This is a genomic window from Colwellia sp. MB3u-41, assembly GCF_014076845.1.
Lineage (GTDB): Bacteria > Pseudomonadota > Gammaproteobacteria > Enterobacterales > Alteromonadaceae > Colwellia_A.
In genome coordinates this window covers 119,897-145,926 of record NZ_JACGUT010000047.1, presented here as the reverse complement: position 1 = coordinate 145,926, position 26,030 = coordinate 119,897, and the positions used below count along the sequence as shown (strand labels likewise).

Sequence of the window (26,030 nt, the reverse complement as noted above, 5' to 3'; positions counted from 1 at the left end):
ATCAATATTGATTGGCTTTTTATTTGCAAAAATAAATAGTTATGTCTTTGGCTGACGTATGGTGAAACAAAATAACACTCGCATTTTTTGGGCGGTGCATTTATGGTATTGCAAAATAATCATTAGCAGGCTTTCATTTGTTAAACATTCATAGACTTTCTATTCTCACTCAATTTGAACTGAACCGTATTTTTAAAACTAAAAATGGTTTAATCGCTTTAACAGCCTTTTGTGCTGTTTGGTTTGTTCTTTTATATTATGTGATCAGCTCAGCAACAGACATTGTTTTTTCGGATACTTTTAAAGTTGCTGCAAGTACTTTGTTTGGTTCTTTAGGGTTAAGTGCTTTATTAAAATGGCCCGTAGCGGAGTTTTCTATTTACTGGTTGGTGGCTGTTTATTCCTTTCCAATATTTACTTTACTGGTGACAAGTGATCAAACTTGCTCAGACAGGGCACGTGGTACTTTACGCTTTATCACATTAAGAGCGACACGGAGTGAAATACTGCTTGGGCGATTTTTAGGGCAATTTCTTATTCTTGTTAGCTTAATATTGTTAACATTATTGGCCTGTGTCGCATTAGCTGTCGCCCGAGATGGCGCATTATTGTTTCCTGCGATAAAACAAGCTGCAGTACTGTTTGTCGAGTTATCTATTATTATTTTACCCTTTATTGCGCTTATGTCATTTTTTAACAGCATTTTATCCTCCGCTAAAATGAGCATTGTTGCAGGAATTTTGTTTTATACTCTTGGTGCGTTATTGATAGGCTTTATTCAATTTCAACTAAACAGCGGTCTTTTTCTTAATTTTATTTTTCCTGGTACACAAATTAGTCGCGTAGTTTCATTAGAAACTCTCGATTTTTATCATTATTTAATTCCTCTCTTTCAAACGGTTGTTTTGTTATTTGTTGCGGATAAACTATTAAAAAGGGCGTCAATATGAGTTTACTGAACAGCCAAACAGGTCCGTTAATTCAAGTTAATAACCTGTCAAAATCATTTGGCGACCATTTAGCGTTAGATAACGTGTCATTTAACATAGAAAAAGGGCAACCTATTGCATTGGTTGGCCCTAATGGCGCAGGTAAAACCACTTTGTTCAGTCTATTATGTGGTTATTTATTGCCAAGTAGTGGCAGTATTACCATCGCGGGGTTTAAAACAGGAGATGCAAACTTATTTGGCCGGTTGGCTGCGCTGCCACAAGATGCTCAGTTTGATCCGCGTTTTTCGATTGCTGAACAGTTAACGTTTTATGCTCAACTGCAAGGATTTAGCCGTAAAAAAGCGATAAAAGAAGCGCAAAGAACATTAGAACTGGTTGGCTTAGCGGATACTTTTAATGCAAAACCTGATGAATTATCACATGGTATGCGTAAACGTGTCGCTATTGCACAAGCCTTAATAGGTTCGCCAGACATTGTAATGTTAGATGAAGCCACGGCGGGTCTTGACCCGATAAATGCTCGAGAAGTGCGTGAGTTGGTTGCGTCTTTATCATCAGAGATTACGTTTATTTTGAGTTCTCATGATTTAAGTGAGCTAGAGCGGTTATGTAGCCAAGTTTTATATTTAGAAAAAGGACAGTTGCAACAACATCAGAACTTACAAAGTGAAGAAGAACAGCGTTATTTAACGATTAGAATGAGGCAGTCGTATGATGACTTTTTATCCTTGGTGGGCTCCATTGCTAATGTACAGCATATTGAACAGACGCAAAGTAATGAGTTTTTAATCACTAGCTCTGCTATTTCGCTTGAAAGTGAACCGTTAGATCTACAAATACTTCAGCTTTGCCATAAACAGCAATGGCAATATTCACAATTAACTAACGGCAAAACATTAGAAAACAGATTATTCTAGTCTTTATCAGCAGGGATGAACTCACCATCAAGGTCGACACGTTTTTGTGTTCGACCTTTTTTTTGTAAAACTAACCAGTCTAGGTAATCGTCAATTGGCATAGGCTTTGCGTAGTAAAACCCTTGACCAATATCACAGCCAAAGCTGCGTAATGTATCTTCATCTGCTTGACTATTAATACCTTCAGCGACAACTTCTAAGCCTAAACCTTTTGCCATTTTAACCGTTGCTTCAGCAATAGTTTTACGTTTATGGTCGTCATTGACATTTTCAACAAAGAGTCGGTCAACTTTAAGCTCTTGAAAGGGGAGATGACTAATTTGTGCCATCGACGAATAACCCGTGCCGAAATCATCAATACTAATGGTAAAGCCTAAATCACTTAATTTTTGAATTAATTCAAGAGATTGTTGATTATGGCTAATTGAAGCAGATTCGGTTATCTCTAATATTATTTTTTCAGCAGGAATACCGCTTTCTTCAATAACGGTCAATGCATTAGTAAAAAAGTGCTCATGAGCAATATCTTTACCACTAATGTTAATAGATACCATATGATTATTGTTTACTAATATTTGCTGGTGTTGTACTAAAGACCGTTTAATGACCCATAACGTAAGTTGGTTAATAAGCCCTAAATCTTCAGCTAAGGGGATAAAGACAACGGGAGAAATAAATCCCTCGTTGTGATGATTCCAACGAATTAAACACTCGCTACTGCACACTCGTAAGGTTTTTAAATCAATTTGTGGCTGATGATATATTTCCAATGTGTCTTTTTCGATAGCCTCTTTTAAATCAGTCGCTAATTTAAGTAAATAGCTGGTTTGATCTGACTTTTCACTTTGATAGTAAGCCCAGCGGCCATAAACGAGTTGGGCATCATTAACGGCTAACAAAGCATGATTAATTAATAAATAATTAGCGTCGCCGTGCTCTGGATAATTAGCGATACCGATGACAGCGGATAAAGGCAGTTTAAGATCATCAATCTGGAATGTTTCTGAGATAAGTTGTTGTATTGACTTTATCAGAACGGATAAATCTTGCGTACCCTTATTTTTATTGACCACAATAGCCAAACAATTATTCTCTAAGAAGCAAATTTTTTCGTTATTAGACGATAACGATTCAATCGCATCATTATAAATGAACAATGAGCTTAAACGACGGCTTAAGCGTTTAAATAAAGCGGCGTTAGCTTTATCGTCTATATAGAGAGATATCTGTTCAATATGTTCAGGCTTAATGACTAAGACACAAAAATCGTTATTCCCAGATAATTGCAATTTATTCATCACGGCTTCAAGCATTGATTTACGGGGTAAATTAGTCAATTCATGATAGCTGATACTATGAACTCTATCCTGGTCATTTCTGCGCATGCGTTCAGCCAGGGCAAAAGCCATGAAGGTGATTTCAATCATTACGGCAAACAAAAATGCATTTTGCGTTAAAAATGTTGAATCAATATAGTTTAATAACACTAAGGGTTGGATTGCTGCCCCCGCTAGAAAAGGTATCCATGAAATAAAATAGAATCGGGCCCAAGCAAAATCTTTAGAGAGTCTTTTGAAAATAATAAATAATGAAAATAGAAAAAAAAGAGGTTGAATTGAAAAGAAGAGTTTAGTTTGAGTTATCTGGTCTAAAGACAGGGAATACAGAGCAACGAGCATTAACAATATGCTTAACGTAATACCTATTTTATAAAGATTATTATTAACTTGGTCATAGCGTAAAAAAAATAACGAAAATAATAATAAGAAAAATACGAGGGCGTAATGTGTAAATAAGACATATTCATGAATAAAGTACTGAAATTCTTTTGAGAATATTAGATAGCCATAACCTGTAACGCCAGCTAAAACGATAAAAGAAGATAACAAATAGCCGATATAAACGAGGTAAACTTTATCTTTTGTCGCAAAGTATAAAACAAAGTTATAGGTTGCCATCAACAAAATAATACCAATGAAAATACCATAGACAATTTGTGTGTAATCAATTCTCTTACCAAAATCCTCTTTGTTATAAACAACTAATGGTACATTTGGTGGGCCATTACTTTTTACATGGGCAATAAGTTGTACCGTGCTATTGGCGAGTAGGTCAAAACTTACATGGGGGAATACGTCCAATAACTTTACGCGTTTACGTGTTGGCTTTTGCTGTGTGATCGCGGTGATATTTTCGAGATTTACATTCACTTTGTAAACATCAAAAAATGCCAACATACTATTATCTGCATGTAAAACAAGCTTTTGAGTGCTTAGGCTATGATTGCTAATATCAATTCTTATCCAATACGATTGATGACCTAAATCATAAGGAATGTCATTAGCTAAGGAAGGGATAAATAAAGCCACAGAATCTTTTTGGTTAACAAGTGTCTTAATATCTAAATTGTTTTCATGATCAATATAATAACTAAACTCACTGCTGATTAAAGAAGAGTCGTCACGCAGAGCAAGTTCATCAATATTACTGATAAATGTCCACACGCTATTAAAAATAAAAACTAAAACTAGAAAAATCATAAAGATAAAAGTTAATCTAGCTGTTTTATAAATACTTGAAGGTAATTTGATCATAAGAATAATGTAAGAATAGCGACAAAAAAAATTGATTATATTTCATTAATTTAGCAGAAGAACAGTGATAAAGGCAGGAATTAATAAAAATAAAAAGCCCACTGTTTAAAAAGTGGGCTTGAGTTTTAATCGTGTGACGCGCTGTAATAATGTAAATAAAACTTATTTTAGAAAGACGTTGTATCCGTAAATAAACCTACTTTTAAGTCTTTAGCTGTGTAGATTACTCTACCGTCAACTAAAACTTCACCATCAGCAATACCCATGAAAAGTTTACGCTTTATGACGCGTTTTAAAGTGATTTTATAGGTAACCTTTTTATTCGTCGGTAAAATTTGACCGGTAAATTTCACTTCACCCACGCCAAGTGCACGGCCACGGCCAGGTCCACCAGACCAACCTAGGAAGAAACCCACCAGTTGCCACATAGCGTCTAAACCTAAACAGCCTGGCATTACGGGGTCACCTTTGAAATGGCAATCAAAAAACCAAAGGTCGGGACTAATATCAAGTTCAGCAATAATCTCGCCTTTACCATATTCGCCGCCATCTTCAGTGATAGAAATAATACGGTCCATCATAAGCATATTGTCAGAAGGCAATTGGCTATTACCTTCGCCAAACATTTCGCCCGTACCCGCTTTTACTAAGTCTTCTTTAGAGTATGAATTTTGATCTAACATGAGGTCACTTTTCTTCAGTAATAAAATTATTCGCTACTTTAGCGAACACCTGTACACTAAACAACTCTGAGCCGTACTTTATTTGAATTTTATTGATATAAAGTTAGATCATTACTGCTTTTTTAGATATTATTTAGTTACGCATAACCTTTTTTTTAAAAAAGGAAATTTGGTAACATACTGATGAAAGATGATAAAAAAGCGTTTAGCAACGCAGAAAAGCAAAAACGCTACCGTGAACGCCAAAAAGAGTGTGGAAAAAAAGAAATGCGTGGTTATTTATCTCCAGAAGCGCAAAATTGCTATGAACTCATTGCGGAACAAACTAAATGGACTGACAGTGTTATTTTAAGCAATGCCGTTCGGTTAACCTATGCGGCTTATAAAAATGGTCAAATTGGTTTACTGAATAATTGGTTGAAAAAGCATGACCTGTAGTTAAAAATCAACCTCATTGTCGGTAAATAAGGCAGAGGAAAATTTATGCTACACTTTTTTAATCAAGATAGTTAAATTCAATTGTGCTGCTTGTTAATACCCTATATGCTCTGAACGTATAAAGTATGGATATTAATGGCAATATTCTTCTACACAATAAAAATTGTAAATTAAGGTGAACCTCCGTTGATAAATGTTTTATTGGTTGATGACCATGAGTTGGTTCGTACAGGGATACGTAGAATTCTTGACGACGTTAAAGGACTTAAGGTTATTGGTGAGGCCGAAACTGGAGAGGAAGCCGTACAATTTTGTCGTAAAAATGAACCCCATGTTGTACTAATGGACATGAACATGCCAGGTATCGGTGGTTTAGAAGCGACTAAAAAAATAATCCGCTATTCGCCTGACATAAAAGTTATTGTCTTAACGGTTTATTCTGAAGACCCTATTCCTACAAAAGTTATGCAGATTGGTGCAGCCGGTTATTTAACGAAAGGGGCGGGTGCTGATGAAATGGTTAACGCTATTCGTGCAGTTAATAGCGGGCAACGTTACATAACACCTGATATCGCGCAGCAAATGGCATTGAGCCAGTTTAAATCTAATCAAGAAAATCCATTTAATATGTTGTCTGAACGTGAACTACAAATTATGTTGATGATCACGCGTGGTGAAAAAGTTCCTCATATTTCAGAACAACTTATTTTAAGCACCAAAACGATCAATAGTTACCGTTACCGAATGTTTGAAAAATTAAATGTCGGTAATGATGTCGAACTAACTCATCTTGCTATTCGCCACGGTATGATTAAAACAGAAACACTATAAACTTTGTCAGTAACTCAGCCCATTTTTGATCATCAAGCTTTTCTCTCTTCAGTTTCTGAACAAGCGGGTGTTTATCGGATGTACGATAAACACCAAGCCGTTATCTATGTAGGAAAAGCTAAGCAACTTAAAAAGCGTCTATCGAGTTATTTTCGTAAAGATGTCGGCAGCACTAAAACCAAAGTGCTCGTCAGTCATATCATTGCCATTGACGTTACTGTTACTCACACTGAGGGCGAAGCGTTAATCCTCGAAAATAATTATATTAAAAAGTATCTCCCTAAATATAATATTTTACTGCGCGACGATAAATCCTACCCCTATTTATTGATCACTGATCACAAACACCCTAAATTAGGTGTTCATCGTGGTGGGAAAAAGGTTAAAGGTGAATATTTCGGTCCTTATCCAACCGTTGGAGCTGTTTGGGAAAGCCTTCGTTTAATGCAAAAGTTATTTCCTGTTCGCCAGTGTGAAGATAGCTACTACCGAGCCCGCAGTCGTCCTTGTTTACAATATCAATTAAATCGATGCTCTGCGCCGTGTGTTGACAAAATATCAGCCATTGATTATCAACAACAAGTTGATATGGCAAAATTATTCTTACGCGGTAAAAGCTCTACTGTTATTACTAGTCTTGTTAGTAAAATGGAAGAGGCGAGTCAAACACTTCATTTTGAGAGTGCAGCGAAATACCGTGATCAAATAGCCACTTTACGTCAAGTTCAAAAACAGCAGTTCGTTAGTGGTATTGTGGCTGAGCTTGATGTGATCGGTATTTATATTGAGAAATCACAGGTTTGTGTGCACGTATTATTTATACGTGATCAAAAGATTTTAGGAAGTAAAAGCTATTTTCCAAGTGTTCCAGCTGATACCGAACCAGCAGAAGTCTACCAGGCATTTATCAGCCAGCATTACTTAGGGCAAGACCTAAACAGTGCTGTTATACCAAAAGAAATAGTGATCAGCGAAAGCTTTGAACAGATTAAAGAACTTACTCAACTTTTAAGTGAACAAGCTGAGCGTAATGTTAAAATATCAACAAGTGTCCGCAGTGAGCGCGCACAATACTTAAAGTTAGCGTGTACCAATGCACAAAATGCATTAGCCACAAAAAATAGTCATAAAGCTTCGATGCTGGCACGTTTTTTGGCATTAAACGAAGTCTTTGAGCTTGATAATGGAATTAATCGAATTGAGTGCTTTGATATTAGCCATACCATGGGGCAACAAACTGTGGCATCAAATGTGGTTTTTAATCAAGAAGGGCCCTTAAAAAGTGACTACCGACGTTATAATGTTTATGGCATCACTCCCGGAGATGATTATGCGGCGATGGCTTTTGCGCTTAACAAGCGTTATGGTAAAGTGACAAATATGGAAAACATGCCTGACATTGTCTTTATTGATGGCGGCAAAGGGCAACTATCAAAAGCAGAAGAGTTTTTTGCAAACCTTCAGGCTAATACAACCTTAGACAAAATTCCCTTATTAGTGGGCGTTGCAAAAGGAGAAGGGCGAAAGCCTGGACTTGAAACGTTGATTTTAGCCGGCAGCCACCAATTAATTTCGTTACCCCCTACCTCCTCAGCTTTACATTTAGTACAACATATACGTGATGAGTCACATCGCTTCGCTATTACTGGACACCGAGCTAAACGTCAAAAAGCCAGTAAAAAATCAACACTAGAATCTATTGAAGGTATTGGCGCCAAGAAACGTCAAGCTCTTCTAAAGTACTTAGGCGGCCTACAAGAAGTTATGCAAGCAGATAAAAGCACACTTGAAAAAGTTCCTGGTATTAGTAAAGTGCTAGCTGAAGCTATTTATAATGCCCTCCATGAAAAATAAGTGAAGTGATTTTTAAAAGAATGACTTAATATATGTTTACTTATTATGCTTGTTTTTTGATAAAAATTTACGTCAAGCCTCTAATCTGTGTAGAATGTGACAACGCTTGTTGTCATTAGTAGTAAAATAAATTTATGTGGACTATTCCAAATCAAATTACTATGTTCCGTATAGTATTAATACCTGTGTTTTTAGTGGTGTTTTATTTACCGGTATCATGGAATCATTTCGGCGCATTTGCCGTATTCTGGCTTGCAGCTATTAGTGATGCCCTTGATGGCTACTTAGCGCGTAAACTCAATCAATCTTCAGCTTTTGGCGCGTTCATTGATCCAGTGGCAGATAAGCTAATGGTTGTTGCCGCTTTAGTACTCCTTATTCAAGACTATCAATTATGGTGGATTTCAATTTCAGCCATCTTAATGATTGCTCGTGAAATATTCATTAGTGCCTTGCGTGAATTTATGTCTTCTCGTGGTAAACGAGATGAAATCGCGGTGTCGCAAATGGGGAAATATAAAACCGCTGCACAAATGTTAGGTATTATGGGACTCATTTGGCAACCCGATTATGATATTCCGTTAATATTGTTTAATTTTCCACATGAAATATTAATGTTTATCGCTTATAGCTTTTATGCAATAGCTACAGTGCTTACTTTTTGGTCGATGGTCGCTTATTTTAAAGTAGCTTGGCCTGAGTTAGTTAAACAAAACAGTTAGAAAATGATGTTTTTAGTTAAAAAAACGTCAAATTAGCCGCTTTTTAAGCAGTCAAAACAAAATTGAAATTAAACTGTTGACTCCAAATAATTTCAATGTAGAATGCGTCCCAAGTTGACAGGGAGTCAGCAGATGAAGCGGCTGTAGCTCAGCTGGTAGAGCATCACGTTGCCAACGTGAATGTCACGAGTTCGAGTCTCGTTAGCCGCTCCAAGTTTGATTTATAATATTGTTGTTGTTGTCAAATAATAAGTTTGGCGGGTTGGCAGACTGGTTATGCTGCGGATTGCAAATTCGCCTACCTCGGTTCGACTCCGGGACCCGCCTCCATATCTTATGAGAATAATTTATGGATGTTTAAAGGAATTAGCTGAAAGACTAATAAGTAGGGAACCAATCACTACTATAAAAAATATTATCCGATGCCCGGGTGGTGGAATTGGTAGACACAAGGGATTTAAAATCCCTCGCTCATAGAGTGTGACGGTTCAAGTCCGTCTCCGGGTACCACTTTTCTTCTAACGAAGTTAAACGGCTAATTTGATGGTGTATGTTGGCTCATACAAATAAAACAATTTATTGTGTAAAACAAGAAGTGAAGCGGCTGTAGCTCAGCTGGTAGAGCATCACGTTGCCAACGTGAATGTCACGAGTTCGAGTCTCGTTAGCCGCTCCAATTTAGTTTTATTAGTAATACCTTAAATAATGTTTAGTTATTTAATCTACGAAGCGGCTGTAGCTCAGCTGGTAGAGCATCACGTTGCCAACGTGAATGTCACGAGTTCGAGTCTCGTTAGCCGCTCCAATTTAGTTTTTAATAAACTAAATTTATTAGCAAAGCATTGACATTAATTATGAATGTAAGTTGTTAATAAAAATGTAATTAATTGTTAATAATTACAATTCTAGTGTTTTAATAAACTAGAGAGTAGTATAAGATACAATCTTATTAATTACTCAAGTCTCTTCTTCACGATTTTATATAAGTGTAGCAGAGTTAGTAGGGAGCCAATCTCTACTTTAAAAAGAATTATCCGATGCCCGGGTGGTGGAATTGGTAGACACAAGGGATTTAAAATCCCTCGCTCATAGAGTGTGACGGTTCAAGTCCGTCTCCGGGTACCACTTTTTTACTGGACTTTCTGTTTAGTGAATTTATAATATACGATGAATTATATTATACTTACCATCTCGCAGCTATCATGCAACTATCAATATTTAATAAATACGTAATTTAATATATCACCAACATATTTCCCCATGTTTACCTCTTACTTATTTCTGAATTTTATCAGTATTGATTATTCTCCTTAAAGGCAGTTAAGCGTTAATTTTCAGCTACTATGATTAACTTCAGTATCGTAAAGTACTGAGTTCGTTATTTTTCTTTAGGTTAATTTATTACTACAACAACATTATTACGGTCTGCAAAATAACATGAAGGTTTTCCAAACGTGGTTAAATTAAGCTTAATTGCGATTGATTACTTACGTGAATGGAATGAAAAGCAGATTAATCATAACTAATAAACTATGCTGATATAGGAATGAAGTTCATAACGTAAATTCTTTTATGTCTTTGACCCTTAAAATATTTTAACAATGAATAATTAATGTCATTAAAAGTATATGGTGAAGTATGGATACTGTTAGGTTAAAAAAGTTACTTTTTCACCAACAAGATATATTATCTAAAATTGCATTAGGTACACCTTTAAATGATGTTTTACACGATATTTGTTTGTCTATTGAAGAAATTATTGATGATAAGTCGGCAAAATGCTCAATATTGTTGTTAAAGGGAGATCAACTTTTTCATTGTGCAGCACCCAATATTGATGATAAATATTGTCAGTTAATAAATGGCGTATATATAGGCCCAAATGTAGGTTCATGTGGAACTGCAGCTTATTTAAAGTCCCGTATTATTGTTGAAGATATAGAAACATCATTGCTATGGGTTGACTTTAAAGAACTGGCACTAAATTTTGGCCTTCAATCGTGCTGGTCAACACCTATTATTTCCACACAATCAAATATTCTCGGTACGTTCGCTATTTACCATAGCGCTCCTAAAACACCTTCCACCAAAGATTTAGAATTAATCGATTATTTCGTTCATTTTTCTAGCATAGCATTAGAAAAAAATACTGAGTCGCTTTTGGTTGAGCAGTTAATCGCTGACCTACAGCAAAGTAATGAAAAGTTTAAAGCTTTTACTAAAGTTATGCCTGATTTAACCTTAATTTTAAGTGAAGAAGGTGAATATACTGACATTTATGGCTCACCTGATGAGTTGTTATATAAGTCGTTGAGTAAACTTATTCATAAAAATGTAAATGCCGTTATGCCTCAAAAGGATTCTCAGCCAATTATGGCTGTGATTGATAAAACATTAGCTACCAACGAGGTTCAAATTTTTGAATATGAACTTGATGTTAAAAAAGGTAGCGTTATTTTCGAAGGAAGAACGGCACCCATTGAAAATTACCAAACAAGTAACCCATCTAAAAGACATATTGTATGGATGGCAAGGGATATTACGATCCGCAAGAATGCAGAAAAAGAAGTCGAACGATTAGCTTTTTTTGATTCATTAACAAACTTGCCTAATCGTAGAATGCTTAACGAAAGGTTAACTATGTGTGTTGAAAGAATAAAACGTACGCATAAAACAGGCGCCTTATTATTCTTAGACTTAGATAACTTTAAAAAAATTAATGATTCATTAGGACACAGCGCTGGTGATGAACTTTTAGTTGATCTGTCATACCGATTGAGTTCTGTTATAAGAGCATCTGACACTTTAGCCAGAGTTGGAGGCGATGAGTTCATTATTTTGTTGGAATATGTCGGTGATGACAATGAGCAAGCGAATATCGAAGCAGAAATTGTTGCTCAAAAACTGCAAAGTGTATTCAAGAAAAAATTTGAGGTCGAGGGATTAGCATTTCAGATGAGTTGTAGTATTGGTATTTGCCTCGTTGATAGGAGAAATTCAGTTACAGATAATATATTAAAGTTCGCAGATACCGCGATGTACCGTTCTAAAATGAAAGGGGGTAATCGTTATAGTTTCTATAATCCTCAATTACAAACATTACTAGAAAACCAGGCTGAACTTGAAGCAGATCTTGTCAGGGCTATCGCTAGTAATGAGTTTTGCACTTACTTTCAACCGCAAATAAGTGCATTAGGAAAAGTTATTGGCGCAGAGGCGCTTATTCGATGGGATCATCCCATAAAAGGACTGATAGCCCCCAATGAGTTCATACCGATTGCTGAACAGTATGGTCTCATGCATAAGTTACAACATATTGTACTAAAGGATATCTGTGTTTTAATTGAACAACTGAGTGTTGAAAACATTATTGATGATTTATTTAGTGTGTCGATTAATATAAGTCACTGTCAATTTAACTCACTTTCCTTAAATTCTGAGTTACTTAATGTGATTAATGACTTTAATATACGACCATCACAAATTAAATTAGAAATTACAGAATCAATGCTCTCTGGTGATATGGAAAGTACCGCAAGACAGATGGAAGAACTTAACAAATATGGATTTATCTTTTCAATAGATGATTTTGGTACCGGTTATTCTCGCCTGGCACACCTAAGTGTTTTTCCTATTAATGAATTTAAAATTGATAAAAGCCTCATTGATAAAGTGTTAGATGATGGTAGCGGACTTAAGCGTGTAAATTTGATTATAAATTTGGCCAAAAGTCTTAATATAACCGCGATTGCTGAAGGGGTTGAAGGGATAGAACAATTTGAAATATTAACCGCTATGCATATTGATTCAATTCAAGGTTATATGATTGCAAAACCTATGATCAAAAATGAGTATATAGAGTGGCATAAACTTAATGTCGTTAGCCCCGTGATTGACGTTAAAGTGAACAATAACTAAGTAACTCACTGATAACTGATAAAACACAGTAAAAGAGCAGTAAAACGACTTAACAGTGACACTGATAACAGTGGAAAGACATAGACACTTTAAAGGTTGATGAGGTCGGTGTGCTAATGTTTTGTTAAACACACGCAGACCCGTAACTCTCATCACCTATTTGGGGAAAATGTTATAGGCATATAAACGCACCAAACTAATAACCTCATTATGTGCTGAAATATTTAGATCAAAAGCGAAACGCCACTAATAATAAAATACAAACACCGCGCTAGTAAAGCCCCCCCTGGCTTTGCTGAACCTATCCACAGTAAGCAACTAGCTATAATAATGGTTAACGGAATAAAGACCTTGGCAATGAGCAAAACTTGAGACTCTTCTTGTAGTTTAAATGTTAATATCGGAGTATCTAAAATATAAGGTAATACCCCTACTGCCACACAGAGAAAAACAGCAAATTTAATGAAGGTATCGTAAGCACGGTAGTTTAAAAGTACCGCAGTGACCCTATTAGTTACACCTGTTTTATCAAGATGATTGACGGCTAATGCTTGTAACTCATTATTGTGTAATGGCTGATTAAATAAAGCAAATATGAAAAATACTGTAAAAAGGGTGACTAAAATAACAATCAATGTTTTTTAATAACGTGACGACTGTCTGTCAAAAATTTTATCAAAGATCACCTCTAGTCTTTTTTTCAGCGGGCTTATCGATAGACAGCTTTCTCCATGATGCCAGCAACATAGCACCGGTTAATCCTGCACCAATAGCCGCTTCAGCGATAGCGAAATCAATAGCATCCAACGGGATCCAACAAAGTGTGATCACCAGCACAAGACTTATAAATAAAATAATGGCAGTGAACGACTGCTTCACTAAAAACATTGAACTAGCGATAACCAAGACACAAATACATAATAAGATATCAACGGATAAGTCTCTATTCATCTATCATTTTTCCTGTTTGTATTGTGATTGCCATCGCTCTTACTGATTTATCTTTTGCGCTCATGTCGCGCAACTAAATGACAACTCGTTGCACTAGTGAGTAATAACAAAGTCCATACCAAGATAACTTTTATTCCCATAGAGACACTATTTACTTTTGGCAGCAAACCTAAGGTGATTAAGCCTAACCGTAAATTATCTGATTTAGTGAGAGCATGTAAGCGACAAAAAATGTCAGGGAATCGAAATAACCCTAAGGTTCCAGCAATAAAGAAAAGGCAACCAAGCGAGAGCATTACTACCGTAAATAGGTTGGCTATCATGTTAGTGGTTATCCTAAGTAGAAGTAGGCTTGATAGGTTGTTCTGCCAACTTTAAAAATGCAATTACTGTAATCGAGGCCAATAGAGTAACGGCTAACGCAACGTTAGTTATCACTTCGTTATTTTGTAATACCGACAAGATAATAACAATTATAGTGCCAAACAGTTGAGCGGCTAACATACGGTTAGCGTTGTCAGGCCCAATGAATACTCTTATTAACCCTATAATTAAACAAAGCAGTAAAAGAACAATCACAGCAATATAAAAACAGTCACTTTTAACTCACTTTTCTTGTTGATGAAACATGGCATTGTGAATAGATATCTAAACTATACAGTTCACAAATCGCGAGTTCGCATTCATAGATATATTCTAATGAACTTTTAGTGACAGCTAATACATGAACGAGCACGCTAGTAGGTTCTCTTATTAGACTGACAGAACCTGGTAATAAACTCACTTCATTCATAAACAAATTCATTGGTGAACCTGCAGGCAAATACTTAATAGGATAATGTATAAATTCAGGCTGTAATTTTATGTCAAAAGAGAACAATCTCACTGCTGTGTCGGTGCCCCCTTTTATGAATTGATAAAGAAAAAACTAGATGAATTTTGGTATCTTAGCGATATTAATGTAAAACGCACGATTAGCGAGGTCAGTTTTTTCAGATAATTTGGCAGATACATAAACACTCATTGGGATAAAGACGACACCCACAAGTAGTGAAGTAATATCACCGTCAGAAAGTAAAAACCAAAAGCCGGTTAATAACCGGCTGGATATAAAGTAAAACAAGATTTAAGACTTAGTATTTTATCAATAAGATTAATCACAATTATAGGAGCTAACTACAGTAAAGCGTACAAAAAATTGTCATCATTTTGTTATTTTCACTCTATACTAAAAGTTTTGTACGGGCAGCCTTCAGGCGAATTAATGAATTGTATAATGATGGTTTCAGGGCTGGTGATGTTAATTATTGGCGGTGAGCTTTTAATGCATGGCGCTATGTCTGCTGCGAATAACCTAAGATATCGCCATTTTTAAGTGGCTTAATTATTGTTGGCTTTGGCACCTATATGCCTGAATTAATCGTTTCAGTTAATGCCATTATGAACAATAACGCATTAGTCGCATTAGGAAATATAATAGGGAGTAACATTGGTAATATTGGCCTTATTATCGGTACCTGTGGGTTGATTGCGCCATTAGCGTTTAAGCAGTTAGCACTTAAACATGATGCTTTGGTGATGTTAGCGGCAGTTATTTTACTTATATTAGTGGGCTTAACGGGGGCTTTTTCGTTGCTTTCGGGTCTGTTGATGCTTAGCGCACTATTTGCTTATTTAGGCTTTACTATTTATACAGAAAAAAACCCAAAAACGCCTTCTCAGAAACTCCATCAAGACGAAGGTAAAGCATTGTATGCTAAGCCACATAATATAGGGTTCGTGATATTATCTGTCATATCAGGTCTAGTGATGTTGATGCTAGGAGCACAGTGGTTTGTTACGGGTGCTTCGGTTATCGCTACGCATTTAAGAGCATCACAAGCGCTTATAGGCTTAACATTAGTGTCGATAGGTACCTCATTGCCCGAATTTACAATTTCGATAATGGCGGTATTGAGAAAAAAGATGGATGTAGCGGTTGGTAATGTTGTGGGTAGCAATATTTTTAATGTTTTAATGTTTTAATGTTTTAGGGATTTTGGGTGTTTCTTCCTTAATTTCTCCTATTGCCTTTGAAGGGCGATTTACTGACTTTGATCAATGGGCCTTGTTGTTTATTACGGTGGTATTAACAGCGTTTTTATTGTTTGGTCATTCAATCAGTAAAATTAAATCAGTTTTCTTACCGTTGTTTTATGTGTTTTATGTTGGGCTTGGTTACTACTTTTTTAACTAGAGAATAAGTATTTTTACTCAAAAGCTATAAAAAGTAATGAGCTTAGCGAGTATGAAAAATAGAGCTGATTTTCGATGTTAAGAGCAAATCCAAGCATTAAGTCTTTATAGATTGACTGTTTGAAAATTTAATAAACGCTGAACAATAAAGCCAATTATTTTGATTTTGATATGGTAGTAAAGGCAGATCGCATAGCGATGATTAATCATCATTCGCCGCGACACTCATCATCGGATGATTAATTAAGGCTATAACTAAAGGTCATTTTTTTGCCAAAAGGGTAAGATTTTGTTACGCCTTTTTTGGCCATAAACTTGTAAGTTTCAACCGTAGTGGTCACGATTGGAGACATATCTTTGCATTCATCATCAGGTAGTTTGTGTATTTCAATGGCTTGGGGTCTAACCCTACTATGCACAACCGTGAGTTCTACTTCATCGTTTAGCATCTGATGGGTTAGCTTTAGACCATCAAAATAGTCAATTGATGAGAACAGTTTTTCAGTTTTACCATTCTCTAATTGTCGACATTTTAATTGCAGGTAACTGCTTCTCAGTCCTTTATTCCAAGTCGTAAGCTTTGATGTTACTAAAACATTGCCTTGGCTTTGTAAGCTTTTATCTTGCATAAGTTCGAAGTTAACAATCAAGTTATCTGTCGCATTAACCTGCTGACTTAGCCCACATAAAACTCCAATAAACAATAAACGTATAAACATTAACGCAGCCTTTCTGTCTCAAAATATTTAAACAGTATATACCGAGTGCAAATTATTACTATATATTATCAATAGAAAATTTTGGATTATAAATAATGCATTAATAGAAGGGCTTACATATAATTATTGGATTATGTTTAATATAAGAGTTACTCATTTTTAATAAAGAAACTCTGCTAAATTTACCAAAAATACGACTTTAAAATATTAACTCTCTATGTCTATAATCGTGCATAGTGTTTGTTGTATAGCCAACAAAACTCACGCAATGTTAATGAGTTTTGAATCGGATGTATCTATGAATAATAAAATGTTTGGAATTGTATTTATCATTGTTGGTGTTGTTTTAGCTATGAGGGGCTGTAATATTTATGATGCTGCTAGCCCTCAGTTAAGTCGAGCATTTAATGGCGAAACGCCTATTGAAGCTTGGCAGGAATGATTGGAGGGGGGGCTGTGTATTAGTTGGTAACACTCGATTAAAATAAGAAGGGGTTTTATATGAAAAAGTGGTCACTTATTTCCTTTTTATTTACCTGCTCGATATCCGCTTGGGGAGATGAGTCACAGCTAGATTTAAAGGTCTTTGCTCAACAATATTTTGATGCCATGGTGGCGAGTCAAGCACCTGATGCAACAACAAAAGAACTAGAAAATTATTTAGCTTTACTTGTTGATGATGTTGGGCATTCGCATTTACCTTATGTAACCGATGATTCTCGAGAGGCTGATGGGAAAAAATCAATGCGTAAAGGTATGGCATTTTATTTAGGTGCGCTTACTGAATATCAAGCAGAACTGTTGGATGTATTTATTTTTAATCATTGAGTAATAGCAATTAGATATAAGAATAGTGCAAAAGGCATTCATCCTCAAAATAACCAGCCGATAGCTTATGGTAAACGATGATGGAAGTCTTAGAAATAGAAAAGGGTAAAGTGGCGGTGATACGTAAATATCATGAGTAAATAGTCATAGCAGCCTTTAAACAGAGTAAAAAGCGATAATTTAGTACAAGTATAAAATATAAAATATAAAAGTTATTCGATAACGCCAGCAATATTGACGGTAGAGAGCTTTACAAAATCATTCATCTATAAAAAATACCTGTTTATTGTACTGACAAACAGGTATTTTATTGGATTATTTTAGCAGCATTGAAAATTATTCTTCACCTTCAATTTCATCAGGTGTGATACTAGCAGCATGGTGGCCTTTAGGCCCTGCATTTAGTTCATAATCTACGTCCTGACCAGCTTTTAATGTACGGTATCCTTCCATTTGGATTGTTGAATAGTGTGCGAAAATATCTTCACCACCGTCCTCTGGACGAATAAAACCAAACCCTTTTGCATTATTAAACCACTTCACTGTACCGTGAGCCATACTTCAACTTCCTTCTATATTCATCGGTAATTAGGTATGCTTGCCTAGAAGCATTAACATAAATACATTTATGATTAAAAAATAATCACTAAATTAAACAGTAGACAACCTCTGAAAATAATCAAGTTTATTTTATAAGTAATTTACAAATTGAATTTTTTGTAAATGTTAAAGCAAAATCACCCGGTACAGACTAGTATAAAATTATGAGCAAGTGGAAAGAGTTAATAGATAATCAGGAAGTTCTTGAAGAAGAGTTCATTGAGCAATTTGAAAAGCCCCCTATGTATACTGTCATTTTACTTAATGATGACTATACACCGATGGATTTTGTTATAGATGTGTTGTGTCGATTTTTTAATATGAACTCAGACAAGGCGACTGACGTAATGTTAGAGATTCATTATAAAGGCAAAGGTCGCTGCGGTACTTTTACTTCTGAAATAGCAGAAACAAAAGTTGAGCAAGTTAACCAATACGCATTAGAAAATGAGCACCCATTGCAATGTGCAATGGAAAAAGCGTGAATTCGCATGGTTTAAAGTGGAGTAGTCTATGCTGAACAAAGATTTAGAAATATCATTAAATATGGCTTTCCGTCAAGCCAAAGACTCTCGTCATGAATTTATGACGGTGGAGCATTTATTATTAGCTTTATTGGATAACCCTTCATCAATTGAAGCACTCAAAGCATGTGCCGCTGATATGGGAAAAATCCGTAAAGAATTATTAGACTTTATTGCAGAAACAACGCCTGTGATCCCAGAAGGTGAAGTAGAGCGTGAAACTCAACCTACATTGGGTTTTCAACGGGTATTACAACGTGCAGTTTTTCATGTGCAATCTTCTGGAAAAAGTGAAGTTACTGGTTCAAATGTGTTGGTTGCTATTTTTAGTGAACAAGAATCTCAGGCCGCTTATTTTTTGAAAAAATCAGATATTAGCCGTTTGGATATTGTTAACTTTATTTCTCATGGAATATCCAAAATAGAACATGTTGATTCTCCTCAATCAACTGATGAAGCACAAGCAGGAGAAGAGCCACGTACTATTGAAAACTTTGCCACTAACCTTAATGAAGAAGCTAGAAAAGGTAATATCGATCCCTTAATAGGTCGCGATAGTGAATTAGAGCGCACGTTGCAGGTATTAAGCCGTCGCCGTAAAAACAATCCGTTATTTGTTGGTGAAGCAGGGGTAGGTAAAACAGCTATTGCGGAAGGCCTTGCTAATTTATTGATTTCTGACGATGTACCTGAATTCTTAGCTGAAACGACTATTTACTCACTTGATATGGGGGCATTATTAGCAGGAACCAAATATCGTGGTGACTTTGAAAAACGTTTTAAAGGGCTATTAAAAGAATTAGAAGACGATGGTAATGCTATTTTATTCATCGATGAAATTCATACTATTATCGGTGCGGGTGCCGCTTCTGGTGGCATGATGGACGCTTCTAACTTAATTAAACCACTATTATCGTCTGGTAAGTTACGTTGTATGGGGTCAACGACTTATCAAGAATACCAAAGTGTCTTTGAAAAAGATCGTGCATTAGCCCGTCGTTTCCAAAAAATTGATGTGGTTGAGCCAAGTGTTGAAGACACCACTAAAATATTGCAGGGCTTAAAAGAAAAATACGAATCACATCACGGTATTCGTTACACCAATAAAGCATTGCGTGCTGCTGCACAATTGTCAGCTAAATATATTAATGAGCGCTTTCTACCTGATAAAGCTATTGATGTTATCGATGAAGCGGGTGCTAAACAACAACTTGTTGCTGCTTCTAAACGCAAAAAAGTGATCAATAATAGCGATATCGAATCGATCGTTGCAAAAATGGCAAGGATCCCAGAAAAGTCAGTTTCATCAACAGAAAAAGACAGTCTTAAAACACTAGACCGTAATTTGAAAATGGTTGTCTTTGGTCAAGATCACGCTATTGATGAATTAACCTCTGTTATTCGACTATCCCGAGCTGGTTTAAGCAGTGAACAAAAACCCGTAGGTTCGTTCTTATTTGCTGGACCAACTGGAGTGGGTAAAACAGAAGTAACACAACAATTAGCTAAAGCTTTAGGTGTAGAGTTACTTCGCTATGACATGTCTGAGTACATGGAAAAGCATGCTGTAAGTCGCTTAATAGGCGCGCCTCCGGGCTATGTAGGTTATGAGCAAGGTGGTTTATTAACAGATGCTGTCATTAAACACCCTCATTCTGTGGTATTGCTCGATGAAATAGAGAAAGCACATGAAGATGTATACAACATTCTCTTACAAGTTATGGACCATGGAACTCTAACCGATAATAATGGCCGTAAAGCTGATTTTAGAAATATTGTGCTTGTGTTAACTACAAATGCTGGCGCTCATGAAATAACCCGCCAATCAATAGGTTTTAAACAGCAAGATCAGACGATTGATGCGATGGGTGAAATTAATAAAACCTTTTCGCCTGAATTTAGAAATCGCTTAGACAATATTGTTTGGTTTAATCATTTAGATGAAGTCGTTATTCAACAAGTTGTTGATAAATTTATTGTTGAGTTGCAAGCTTTACTGGATGAAAAAGGCGTTTCATTAGAATTGACTAAAGAAGCTAAAAAGTGGTTAGCAGTGAAAGGCTATGACAAAACGATGGGCGCTCGTCCTATGTCTCGATTAATTCAAGAGCAATTAAAGAAGCCTTTAGCGAATGAACTGTTGTTTGGTGATCTCACTCATGGTGGTGTTGCAAAGGTGGGGGTTAAAAAAGACAAATTAGTGCTTAGTTACATACAAAAGAAAGAATTAGTTGAGCATTAGGTTTTAACACAGAACAATAAACGCTGTGGTTAGAGAGCGTTTATTGGTCTTATTTGAACGGTATTAAATATATTTATTAATAAAAAAAGCCGCTTAGAAATTATCCTAGCGGCTTTTTTGTCTTTATATTTTAATTTAGCTTGAGCGTTTAGCTTGCACAGCGGCTGATAGCTCATCTAACAAATTTACACTGGTGTCTAAATTAATACAGGCATCTGTTATACTTTGTCCGTAAGTTAGTTTGTTTACATCAACAACTTTTTGGTTACCTTCAATAATGAAACTTTCGACCATTACACCAAATACGGCTTTATCACCTTGCTCGATTTGAGCTCTTAATGAACGGGCAACATCAATTTGCTTATTGTGATCTTTATCGCTATTTCCGTGGCTACAATCGATCATAATACGATTATCTAAGCCAGCCTTAGCTAACACTTCGCCCGTAGTCTTAATATCTGCGAGGTGGTAGTTTGGTTCTTTACCGCCACGCAATATAACGTGAGCATAAGGATTACCATGTGTTTGATAAATACACATTTGACCACTTTTGTTTGGCGAATATAACACATGGGGAACACTAGCTGCCTTTATTGCATCAACAGCAATTTGTACATTACCGTCAGTGCCATTCTTAAAGCCTACGGGACAAGAAAGTGCCGAGGCCAATTCACGGTGGACTTGGCTTTCTGTCGTTCTAGCGCCAATAGCCCCCCAGCTTATTAAGTCTGAGATATACTGACCAGTAACCATATCTAAGAACTCAGTGCCCGCAGGTAAACCCAGTCTATTAATATCCATTAATAGTGAACGCGCTAAGTTTAAACCTTTAGCTACATGGAACGATTTGTCTAAATCAGGATCACTAATCAATCCTTTCCAACCAACAGTGGTACGTGGTTTTTCAAAATAAACGCGCATAACGATTAACAATTCATCGCGATACTTATCATGTAATACTTTAAGTCTTTTAGCGTAATCGACCGCAGCAGTTGTATCATGAATTGAACAAGGACCAATAATGACTAATAAACGGTCGTCTTCACCATTAATGATCGCTTCAATGTCTTTTCTACTTTGAATAATAAAACTTGCTGTTTCATCATCTAGTGGAATTTGTTGTGCTAATTCTTCCGGAGAAACAAGGTTTTCAATTAGCGTTGTTCTAAACTCATCGGTTTTAATAGTCATGGTATTCTAATTTATTTAAAAGCGTTAATGCGCAATGAAAGTCAGCGCAATATAATTTATCGCGCTAACATAACCAAATTAACGGCTTATGTGAAATGGTTTCTGCCTTTTAAAAGATTAATTTGAACTAAGTTAATATTTATAGCGTTGCAAGCCAGTCTCATTGAGAATTTTTGCAGATATTTCTTCGACCGAAAACTTAGTGCTATTAAGGAAGGGGATTTTTTCTTTCTTATAAAGTTTTTCAACTTCTCTTACTTCCATTCGACATTGTCTGGCTGATGAGTACTTGCTATTGGCTAACCTTTCCCCACGAATATCAATTAAGCGTTGTGCATCAATGGTTAAGCCAAACAGTTTCTTTTTGTGGGGTTTTAAGAAATCAGGTAGCGTTAGATCATCCATATCATCGTCAGTAAAAGGGTAATTGGCCGCTTTAATGCCATACTGAAGTGCTAAATATAATGAAGTAGGAGTCTTACCTGAGCGAGAGACTCCGACAAGAATAACATCAGCGTGCTCATAGTTGGTTACATTTGAACCGTCATCATTTGCTAAAGAATAATTAACCGCATCGATACGATAATCGTAGCTATCCTCATGGATACTGTGTGTTCTATGTGCGGTTGGCTTAGCTTCTAGCTTTAGCTCTTTTTCAAGTGGAGCGACGAAGTGCTCTAAAAAATTATAAATAACACCGTCGCAACTATCAATAATCTCTCTGATGTCGTTATTAACAAAAGTATGAAAAACTAAAGGAGGCATACCCGTTCGTTTAGCGGCTTTATTAATTTTTATTTTCGCCGCTTTGGCTTTTTCAATGGTTTCAACAAATGAAATAGTATCGTGATCAAATTCCATGGGGAAAAGTGAAAGCAAAGCATGGCCAAAAACTTCTGAGGTAATTGCTGTACCATCAGAAATATAAAAAGCAGCGCGCATTTAAAACCTCTTTATTATCAATAACTGTAACTTATTATAAAATGTTTCAAATAACATTTCAGTTTATAAAGCTCGCAGTGTAAAATGTCTTAAGCTATAAATATACTGATAAATACCCAAACTACTTGAAAATACAAGTTTCAGCAAGTCGAGAAAGGGTTAGCACCAAGGAATTGATTGAAGACAATAGTTATTCTATTATCGAAATTAATAACTTAGGAGATGACCCTTTCTCGGCTTGCCCATAGGGAGATAAGCTAGAAAATAAGTTCTGCGTTGCGATAATTGAAAAGGGAATGACCATTCTCTGCGTATCGCGTCTTAATCTGATTTCCTAGCTTAGCTCTGAAATTGCATCTTCAAGTAGCTTGGGTATTACATATAAATCTATTTATTTTTGTTTCTTTTTTTTGGAGAAGATGTCGTGCAAGAAAATGTACTTTGGTATGAAGTTTTAGGAATGAATGATGTTGACCGCGTTGGCGGAAAAAATGCATCACTCGGTGAAATGATCTCAAACCTTTCAAACGTAGGCGTACAAGTCCCGGGTGGTTTTGCCACAACTTCTTTCGCATTTAATGAATTTTTAGAACAAAGTGGCATCAATGATAAAATATATCAGCTTCTTGATAATTTAGATGTCGATGATTTAGCAGCCTTATCAAAATCAGGTGAAACGATCCGTAACTGGATTATAGAAACGCCCTTTCTCCCGCAAATGCAGTTAGATATTGCTCAGGCTTACGAAAAGTTAGCTGACGGTTTTGCTGACGATGCTTCTTTTGCCGTGCGTTCATCGGCAACAGCAGAAGATATGCCCGATGCTTCTTTTGCTGGCCAACAAGAAACCTTCTTAAACGTACGTGGTTTCGATGCAGTGATGATTGCTATAAAGCATGTTTACGCTTCATTATTTAACGACCGTGCTATTTCTTACCGTGTTCACCAAGGTTACGATCACCGTGGTGTTGCTTTATCTGCGGGTATTCAACGTATGGTTCGTAGTGACATTGCTTCAAGTGGCGTGATGTTTTCTATTGATACCGAGTCAGGGTTTGAAGATATAGTCTTTATTACTTCAAGTTACGGTTTAGGTGAGATGGTAGTGCAGGGTGCGGTAAATCCTGATGAATTTTACGTTCATAAGCCGACACTTGCCAAAGGTAAACCTGCAGTTGTACGTCGTAATATTGGCAGTAAAGCCATAAAAATGATTTACACAGCGGATGAAAGTCATGGAAATCAAGTTGAAGTTGTAGATATTGAAGAAGCCTTATCTAACCAGTTTTCATTAACTGATGATGAAGTACAAGAACTTGCTAAACAGGCCGTTATTATTGAACAGCATTATCAACGTCCAATGGATATTGAATGGGCAAAAGACGGTTTAGACGGAAAGCTTTATATTGTGCAAGCACGTCCTGAAACCGTGCGCAGCCGTGAAAGTGCTAACGTAATGGAACAGTTTCAATTACAAGCAACAGCTGATGTTATTTGTGAAGGTCGTTCAATTGGTCACAAAATTGGTAGTGGCCAAGCAAAAGTTTTAGCTTCTCTAGCTGAAATGGACAAAATTAAGCCCGGTGATGTATTAGTTACTGATATGACCGACCCTGATTGGGAACCTATCATGAAGCGCGCTTCGGCGATTGTGACTAATCGTGGTGGGAGAACATGTCATGCGGCTATTATTGCGCGTGAAATGGGGATTCCTGCGGTTGTTGGTTGTGGTGATGCGACAAAACGTATTGCTAATGGTGATGATATAACGGTTTCTTGTGCTGAAGGAGATACCGGATTTATTTATCAAGGCAAGCTTGATTTTACCGTAACAACGTCTCAAGTTGACTCAATGCCCGAAGTTCCATTAAAAATAATGATGAATGTGGGTAATCCCGACCGAGCTTTTGGTTTTGCACGATTACCCCATGCAGGTATTGGTTTAGCCCGCTTAGAATTTATCATTAATAAGATGATAGGCATTCATCCGAAAGCGTTATTAAATTTTGATGAACAATCTGATGATTTAAAAGATGAAATTAACGATATTATTGTTGGTTACGCTAGTCCAGTTGAATTTTATATTGCTAAATTAACCGAAGGTATTGCCACCTTAGCTTCTGCTTATTCGCCAGAGAAAGTAATTGTTAGAATGTCTGATTTCAAATCTAACGAATACGCTAACTTGGTTGGCGGTGACGTGTTTGAGCCAGAAGAAGAGAACCCGATGATAGGCTATCGTGGCGCGGCACGTTATATTTCGAAAGACTTTCGTGAATGTTTTGCGCTTGAATGTGAAGCAATAAAACGTGTTCGTAACGATATGGACTTGACGAACGTAGAAGTGATGATCCCATTTGTTCGTACCGTAGAAGAAGCTGAGCAAGTTATTGAAATTCTGGCTGAAAATGGTTTGATACGTGGTGAGAATGGTTTACGCGTTATTATGATGTGTGAATTACCTTCTAACTGTTTGTTAGCCGATCAATTTCTTGATCACTTCGATGGTTTCTCTATTGGTTCAAACGATTTAACGCAATTAACGTTAGGTTTAGATCGTGATTCTGGCTTAATCGCTCATTTATTTGACGAACGTAACCCTGCTATTAAAGCCTTACTATCAATGGCAATAAAAGCGTGTAAAGCGCGTGGGAAATATGTTGGTATTTGTGGCCAAGGCCCTTCAGATCATCCTGATTTCGCCGCTTGGTTGGTTAATGAAGGTATTGACAGTGTCTCACTTAATCCAGATACCGTACTAGCAACTTGGTTGTATATTGCTGAAAACCACAAAGCATAATTTTATAAACTGTATTTTAGGGTAAGGCTTTAGTCTTGCTGGCAGTATCATTAATAAAGGCTAGGATCTTTTAACGATAATTTTAGTT

Annotated in this window: 22 protein-coding genes, 6 tRNA genes and 1 pseudogene; 20 read left to right on the top strand and 9 right to left on the bottom strand. The window is 36.3% G+C overall.

Features of this window, described 5'->3' with window-relative positions:
- The first annotated feature begins 137 nt into the window (after positions 1 to 137).
- Together H4J73_RS03065 and H4J73_RS03060 are read left to right on the top strand one after the other, a co-directional pair.
- Complete coding sequence (locus tag H4J73_RS03065) at positions 138 to 950, top strand: hypothetical protein (protein WP_182181114.1); 813 nt, start codon at positions 138 to 140, stop codon at positions 948 to 950.
- Positions 947 to 1,870 (top strand): ABC transporter ATP-binding protein, encoded by a 924-nt coding sequence (locus H4J73_RS03060; protein WP_182181113.1) that lies wholly within the window; start codon positions 947 to 949, stop codon positions 1,868 to 1,870. Before H4J73_RS03065 ends, H4J73_RS03060 begins: the two co-directional genes overlap by 4 nt.
- Here the strand turns inward: H4J73_RS03060 and H4J73_RS03055 are convergent.
- On the bottom strand, positions 1,867 to 4,410 hold the full coding sequence (locus H4J73_RS03055) for an EAL domain-containing protein (RefSeq protein WP_182181112.1): 2,544 nt from the start codon (positions 4,408 to 4,410) through the stop codon (positions 1,867 to 1,869). The two genes, H4J73_RS03060 and H4J73_RS03055, sit on opposite strands and share 4 nt — an antisense overlap.
- A gap of 221 nt (positions 4,411 to 4,631) precedes the next feature.
- A complete protein-coding gene (gene fabA, locus H4J73_RS03050; protein ID WP_182181111.1) occupies positions 4,632 to 5,147 on the bottom strand; it encodes a bifunctional 3-hydroxydecanoyl-ACP dehydratase/trans-2-decenoyl-ACP isomerase in 516 nt (171 codons plus the stop codon).
- A 183-nt stretch (positions 5,148 to 5,330) separates the two neighbouring features.
- Between fabA and H4J73_RS03045 the strand changes: the two genes are divergently transcribed.
- The 11 genes from H4J73_RS03045 (at position 5,331) to H4J73_RS02995 (ending at position 12,910) form a co-directional block, all read left to right on the top strand.
- Complete coding sequence (locus H4J73_RS03045; RefSeq protein ID WP_182181110.1) at positions 5,331 to 5,585, top strand: hypothetical protein; 255 nt, start codon at positions 5,331 to 5,333, stop codon at positions 5,583 to 5,585.
- A gap of 186 nt (positions 5,586 to 5,771) precedes the next feature.
- Positions 5,772 to 6,416, top strand: coding sequence for a UvrY/SirA/GacA family response regulator transcription factor (gene uvrY, locus H4J73_RS03040; RefSeq protein WP_182181109.1), 645 nt, complete (start codon positions 5,772 to 5,774; stop codon positions 6,414 to 6,416).
- A 3-nt stretch (positions 6,417 to 6,419) separates the two neighbouring features.
- Positions 6,420 to 8,270: an excinuclease ABC subunit UvrC gene (gene uvrC, locus H4J73_RS03035; protein WP_259366679.1), complete on the top strand. Its 1,851-nt coding sequence runs from the start codon at positions 6,420 to 6,422 to the stop codon at positions 8,268 to 8,270.
- Positions 8,271 to 8,404: 134 nt separating this feature from the next.
- Positions 8,405 to 8,992, top strand: coding sequence for a CDP-diacylglycerol--glycerol-3-phosphate 3-phosphatidyltransferase (gene pgsA, locus H4J73_RS03030; RefSeq protein WP_182181108.1), 588 nt, complete (start codon positions 8,405 to 8,407; stop codon positions 8,990 to 8,992).
- A gap of 137 nt (positions 8,993 to 9,129) precedes the next feature.
- Positions 9,130 to 9,205, top strand: a tRNA-Gly gene (locus H4J73_RS03025).
- Positions 9,206 to 9,248: 43 nt separating this feature from the next.
- Positions 9,249 to 9,322: transfer RNA gene (locus H4J73_RS03020), tRNA-Cys, on the top strand.
- 94 nt (positions 9,323 to 9,416) lie between these two features.
- Positions 9,417 to 9,502: transfer RNA gene (locus tag H4J73_RS03015), tRNA-Leu, on the top strand.
- A gap of 90 nt (positions 9,503 to 9,592) precedes the next feature.
- Positions 9,593 to 9,668, top strand: a tRNA-Gly gene (locus tag H4J73_RS03010).
- Positions 9,669 to 9,721: 53 nt separating this feature from the next.
- Positions 9,722 to 9,797 (top strand) — tRNA-Gly (locus H4J73_RS03005).
- A gap of 234 nt (positions 9,798 to 10,031) precedes the next feature.
- Positions 10,032 to 10,117 (top strand) — tRNA-Leu (locus tag H4J73_RS03000).
- A gap of 513 nt (positions 10,118 to 10,630) precedes the next feature.
- Positions 10,631 to 12,910, top strand: coding sequence for an EAL domain-containing protein (locus H4J73_RS02995; RefSeq protein ID WP_182223704.1), 2,280 nt, complete (start codon positions 10,631 to 10,633; stop codon positions 12,908 to 12,910).
- Positions 12,911 to 13,134: 224 nt separating this feature from the next.
- Here H4J73_RS02995 and H4J73_RS02990 read toward each other — a convergent pair whose 3' ends face one another.
- The 3 genes from H4J73_RS02990 to H4J73_RS02980 are packed head-to-tail and all read right to left on the bottom strand — an operon-like array spanning position 13,135 to position 14,184.
- Complete coding sequence (locus tag H4J73_RS02990; RefSeq protein WP_182181107.1) at positions 13,135 to 13,545, bottom strand: hypothetical protein; 411 nt, start codon at positions 13,543 to 13,545, stop codon at positions 13,135 to 13,137.
- Positions 13,546 to 13,585: 40 nt separating this feature from the next.
- Positions 13,586 to 13,861, bottom strand: a complete 276-nt coding sequence (locus H4J73_RS02985; protein WP_182181106.1) for a hydrogenase subunit MbhD domain-containing protein — start codon at positions 13,859 to 13,861, stop codon at positions 13,586 to 13,588.
- 47 nt (positions 13,862 to 13,908) lie between these two features.
- Positions 13,909 to 14,184, bottom strand: coding sequence for a monovalent cation/H(+) antiporter subunit G (locus tag H4J73_RS02980; protein ID WP_182181105.1), 276 nt, complete (start codon positions 14,182 to 14,184; stop codon positions 13,909 to 13,911).
- 1,084 nt (positions 14,185 to 15,268) lie between these two features.
- Between H4J73_RS02980 and H4J73_RS02970 the strand changes: the two genes are divergently transcribed.
- The gene (locus H4J73_RS02970) at positions 15,269 to 15,886 is read left to right on the top strand and encodes a sodium:calcium antiporter (protein WP_182223702.1); all 618 of its coding nucleotides are present in this window, start codon (positions 15,269 to 15,271) and stop codon (positions 15,884 to 15,886) included.
- 13 nt (positions 15,887 to 15,899) lie between these two features.
- Positions 15,900 to 16,097 carry a hypothetical protein gene (locus tag H4J73_RS20890; RefSeq protein ID WP_404851853.1) on the top strand — a complete coding sequence of 66 codons (198 nt, stop codon included), beginning with the start codon at positions 15,900 to 15,902 and terminating at the stop codon, positions 16,095 to 16,097.
- 238 nt (positions 16,098 to 16,335) lie between these two features.
- On the opposite strand, the gene H4J73_RS02965 is transcribed toward H4J73_RS20890, so the two are convergent.
- Entirely contained in the window at positions 16,336 to 16,815 is a 480-nt protein-coding gene (locus H4J73_RS02965; RefSeq protein WP_182181102.1) for a hypothetical protein, read from the bottom strand.
- Positions 16,816 to 17,113: 298 nt separating this feature from the next.
- Between H4J73_RS02965 and H4J73_RS02960 the strand changes: the two genes are divergently transcribed.
- Positions 17,114 to 17,257 carry a DUF3185 family protein gene (locus H4J73_RS02960; RefSeq protein WP_182181101.1) on the top strand — a complete coding sequence of 48 codons (144 nt, stop codon included), beginning with the start codon at positions 17,114 to 17,116 and terminating at the stop codon, positions 17,255 to 17,257.
- Between the two features lie 59 nt (positions 17,258 to 17,316).
- A pseudogene (locus H4J73_RS02955) lies at positions 17,317 to 17,783 on the top strand (nuclear transport factor 2 family protein).
- 196 nt (positions 17,784 to 17,979) lie between these two features.
- Here H4J73_RS02955 and cspD read toward each other — a convergent pair.
- On the bottom strand, positions 17,980 to 18,201 hold the full coding sequence (gene cspD, locus H4J73_RS02950; protein ID WP_182181100.1) for a cold shock domain-containing protein CspD: 222 nt from the start codon (positions 18,199 to 18,201) through the stop codon (positions 17,980 to 17,982).
- 206 nt (positions 18,202 to 18,407) lie between these two features.
- Between cspD and clpS the strand changes: the two genes are divergently transcribed.
- Positions 18,408 to 18,728: an ATP-dependent Clp protease adapter ClpS gene (clpS, locus tag H4J73_RS02945; RefSeq protein WP_182181099.1), complete on the top strand. Its 321-nt coding sequence runs from the start codon at positions 18,408 to 18,410 to the stop codon at positions 18,726 to 18,728.
- Between the two features lie 28 nt (positions 18,729 to 18,756).
- Positions 18,757 to 21,009 (top strand): ATP-dependent Clp protease ATP-binding subunit ClpA, encoded by a 2,253-nt coding sequence (gene clpA, locus H4J73_RS02940; protein ID WP_182181098.1) that lies wholly within the window; start codon positions 18,757 to 18,759, stop codon positions 21,007 to 21,009.
- Between the two features lie 135 nt (positions 21,010 to 21,144).
- Here clpA and H4J73_RS02935 read toward each other — a convergent pair whose 3' ends face one another.
- Positions 21,145 to 22,200 (bottom strand): 3-deoxy-7-phosphoheptulonate synthase, encoded by a 1,056-nt coding sequence (locus H4J73_RS02935; RefSeq protein WP_182181097.1) that lies wholly within the window; start codon positions 22,198 to 22,200, stop codon positions 21,145 to 21,147.
- 132 nt (positions 22,201 to 22,332) lie between these two features.
- Positions 22,333 to 23,142 carry a pyruvate, water dikinase regulatory protein gene (locus H4J73_RS02930; protein ID WP_182181096.1) on the bottom strand — a complete coding sequence of 270 codons (810 nt, stop codon included), beginning with the start codon at positions 23,140 to 23,142 and terminating at the stop codon, positions 22,333 to 22,335.
- 424 nt (positions 23,143 to 23,566) lie between these two features.
- Between H4J73_RS02930 and ppsA the strand changes: the two genes are divergently transcribed.
- Positions 23,567 to 25,942: a phosphoenolpyruvate synthase gene (ppsA, locus tag H4J73_RS02925; protein ID WP_182181095.1), complete on the top strand. Its 2,376-nt coding sequence runs from the start codon at positions 23,567 to 23,569 to the stop codon at positions 25,940 to 25,942.
- Positions 25,943 to 26,030 lie beyond the last annotated feature (88 nt).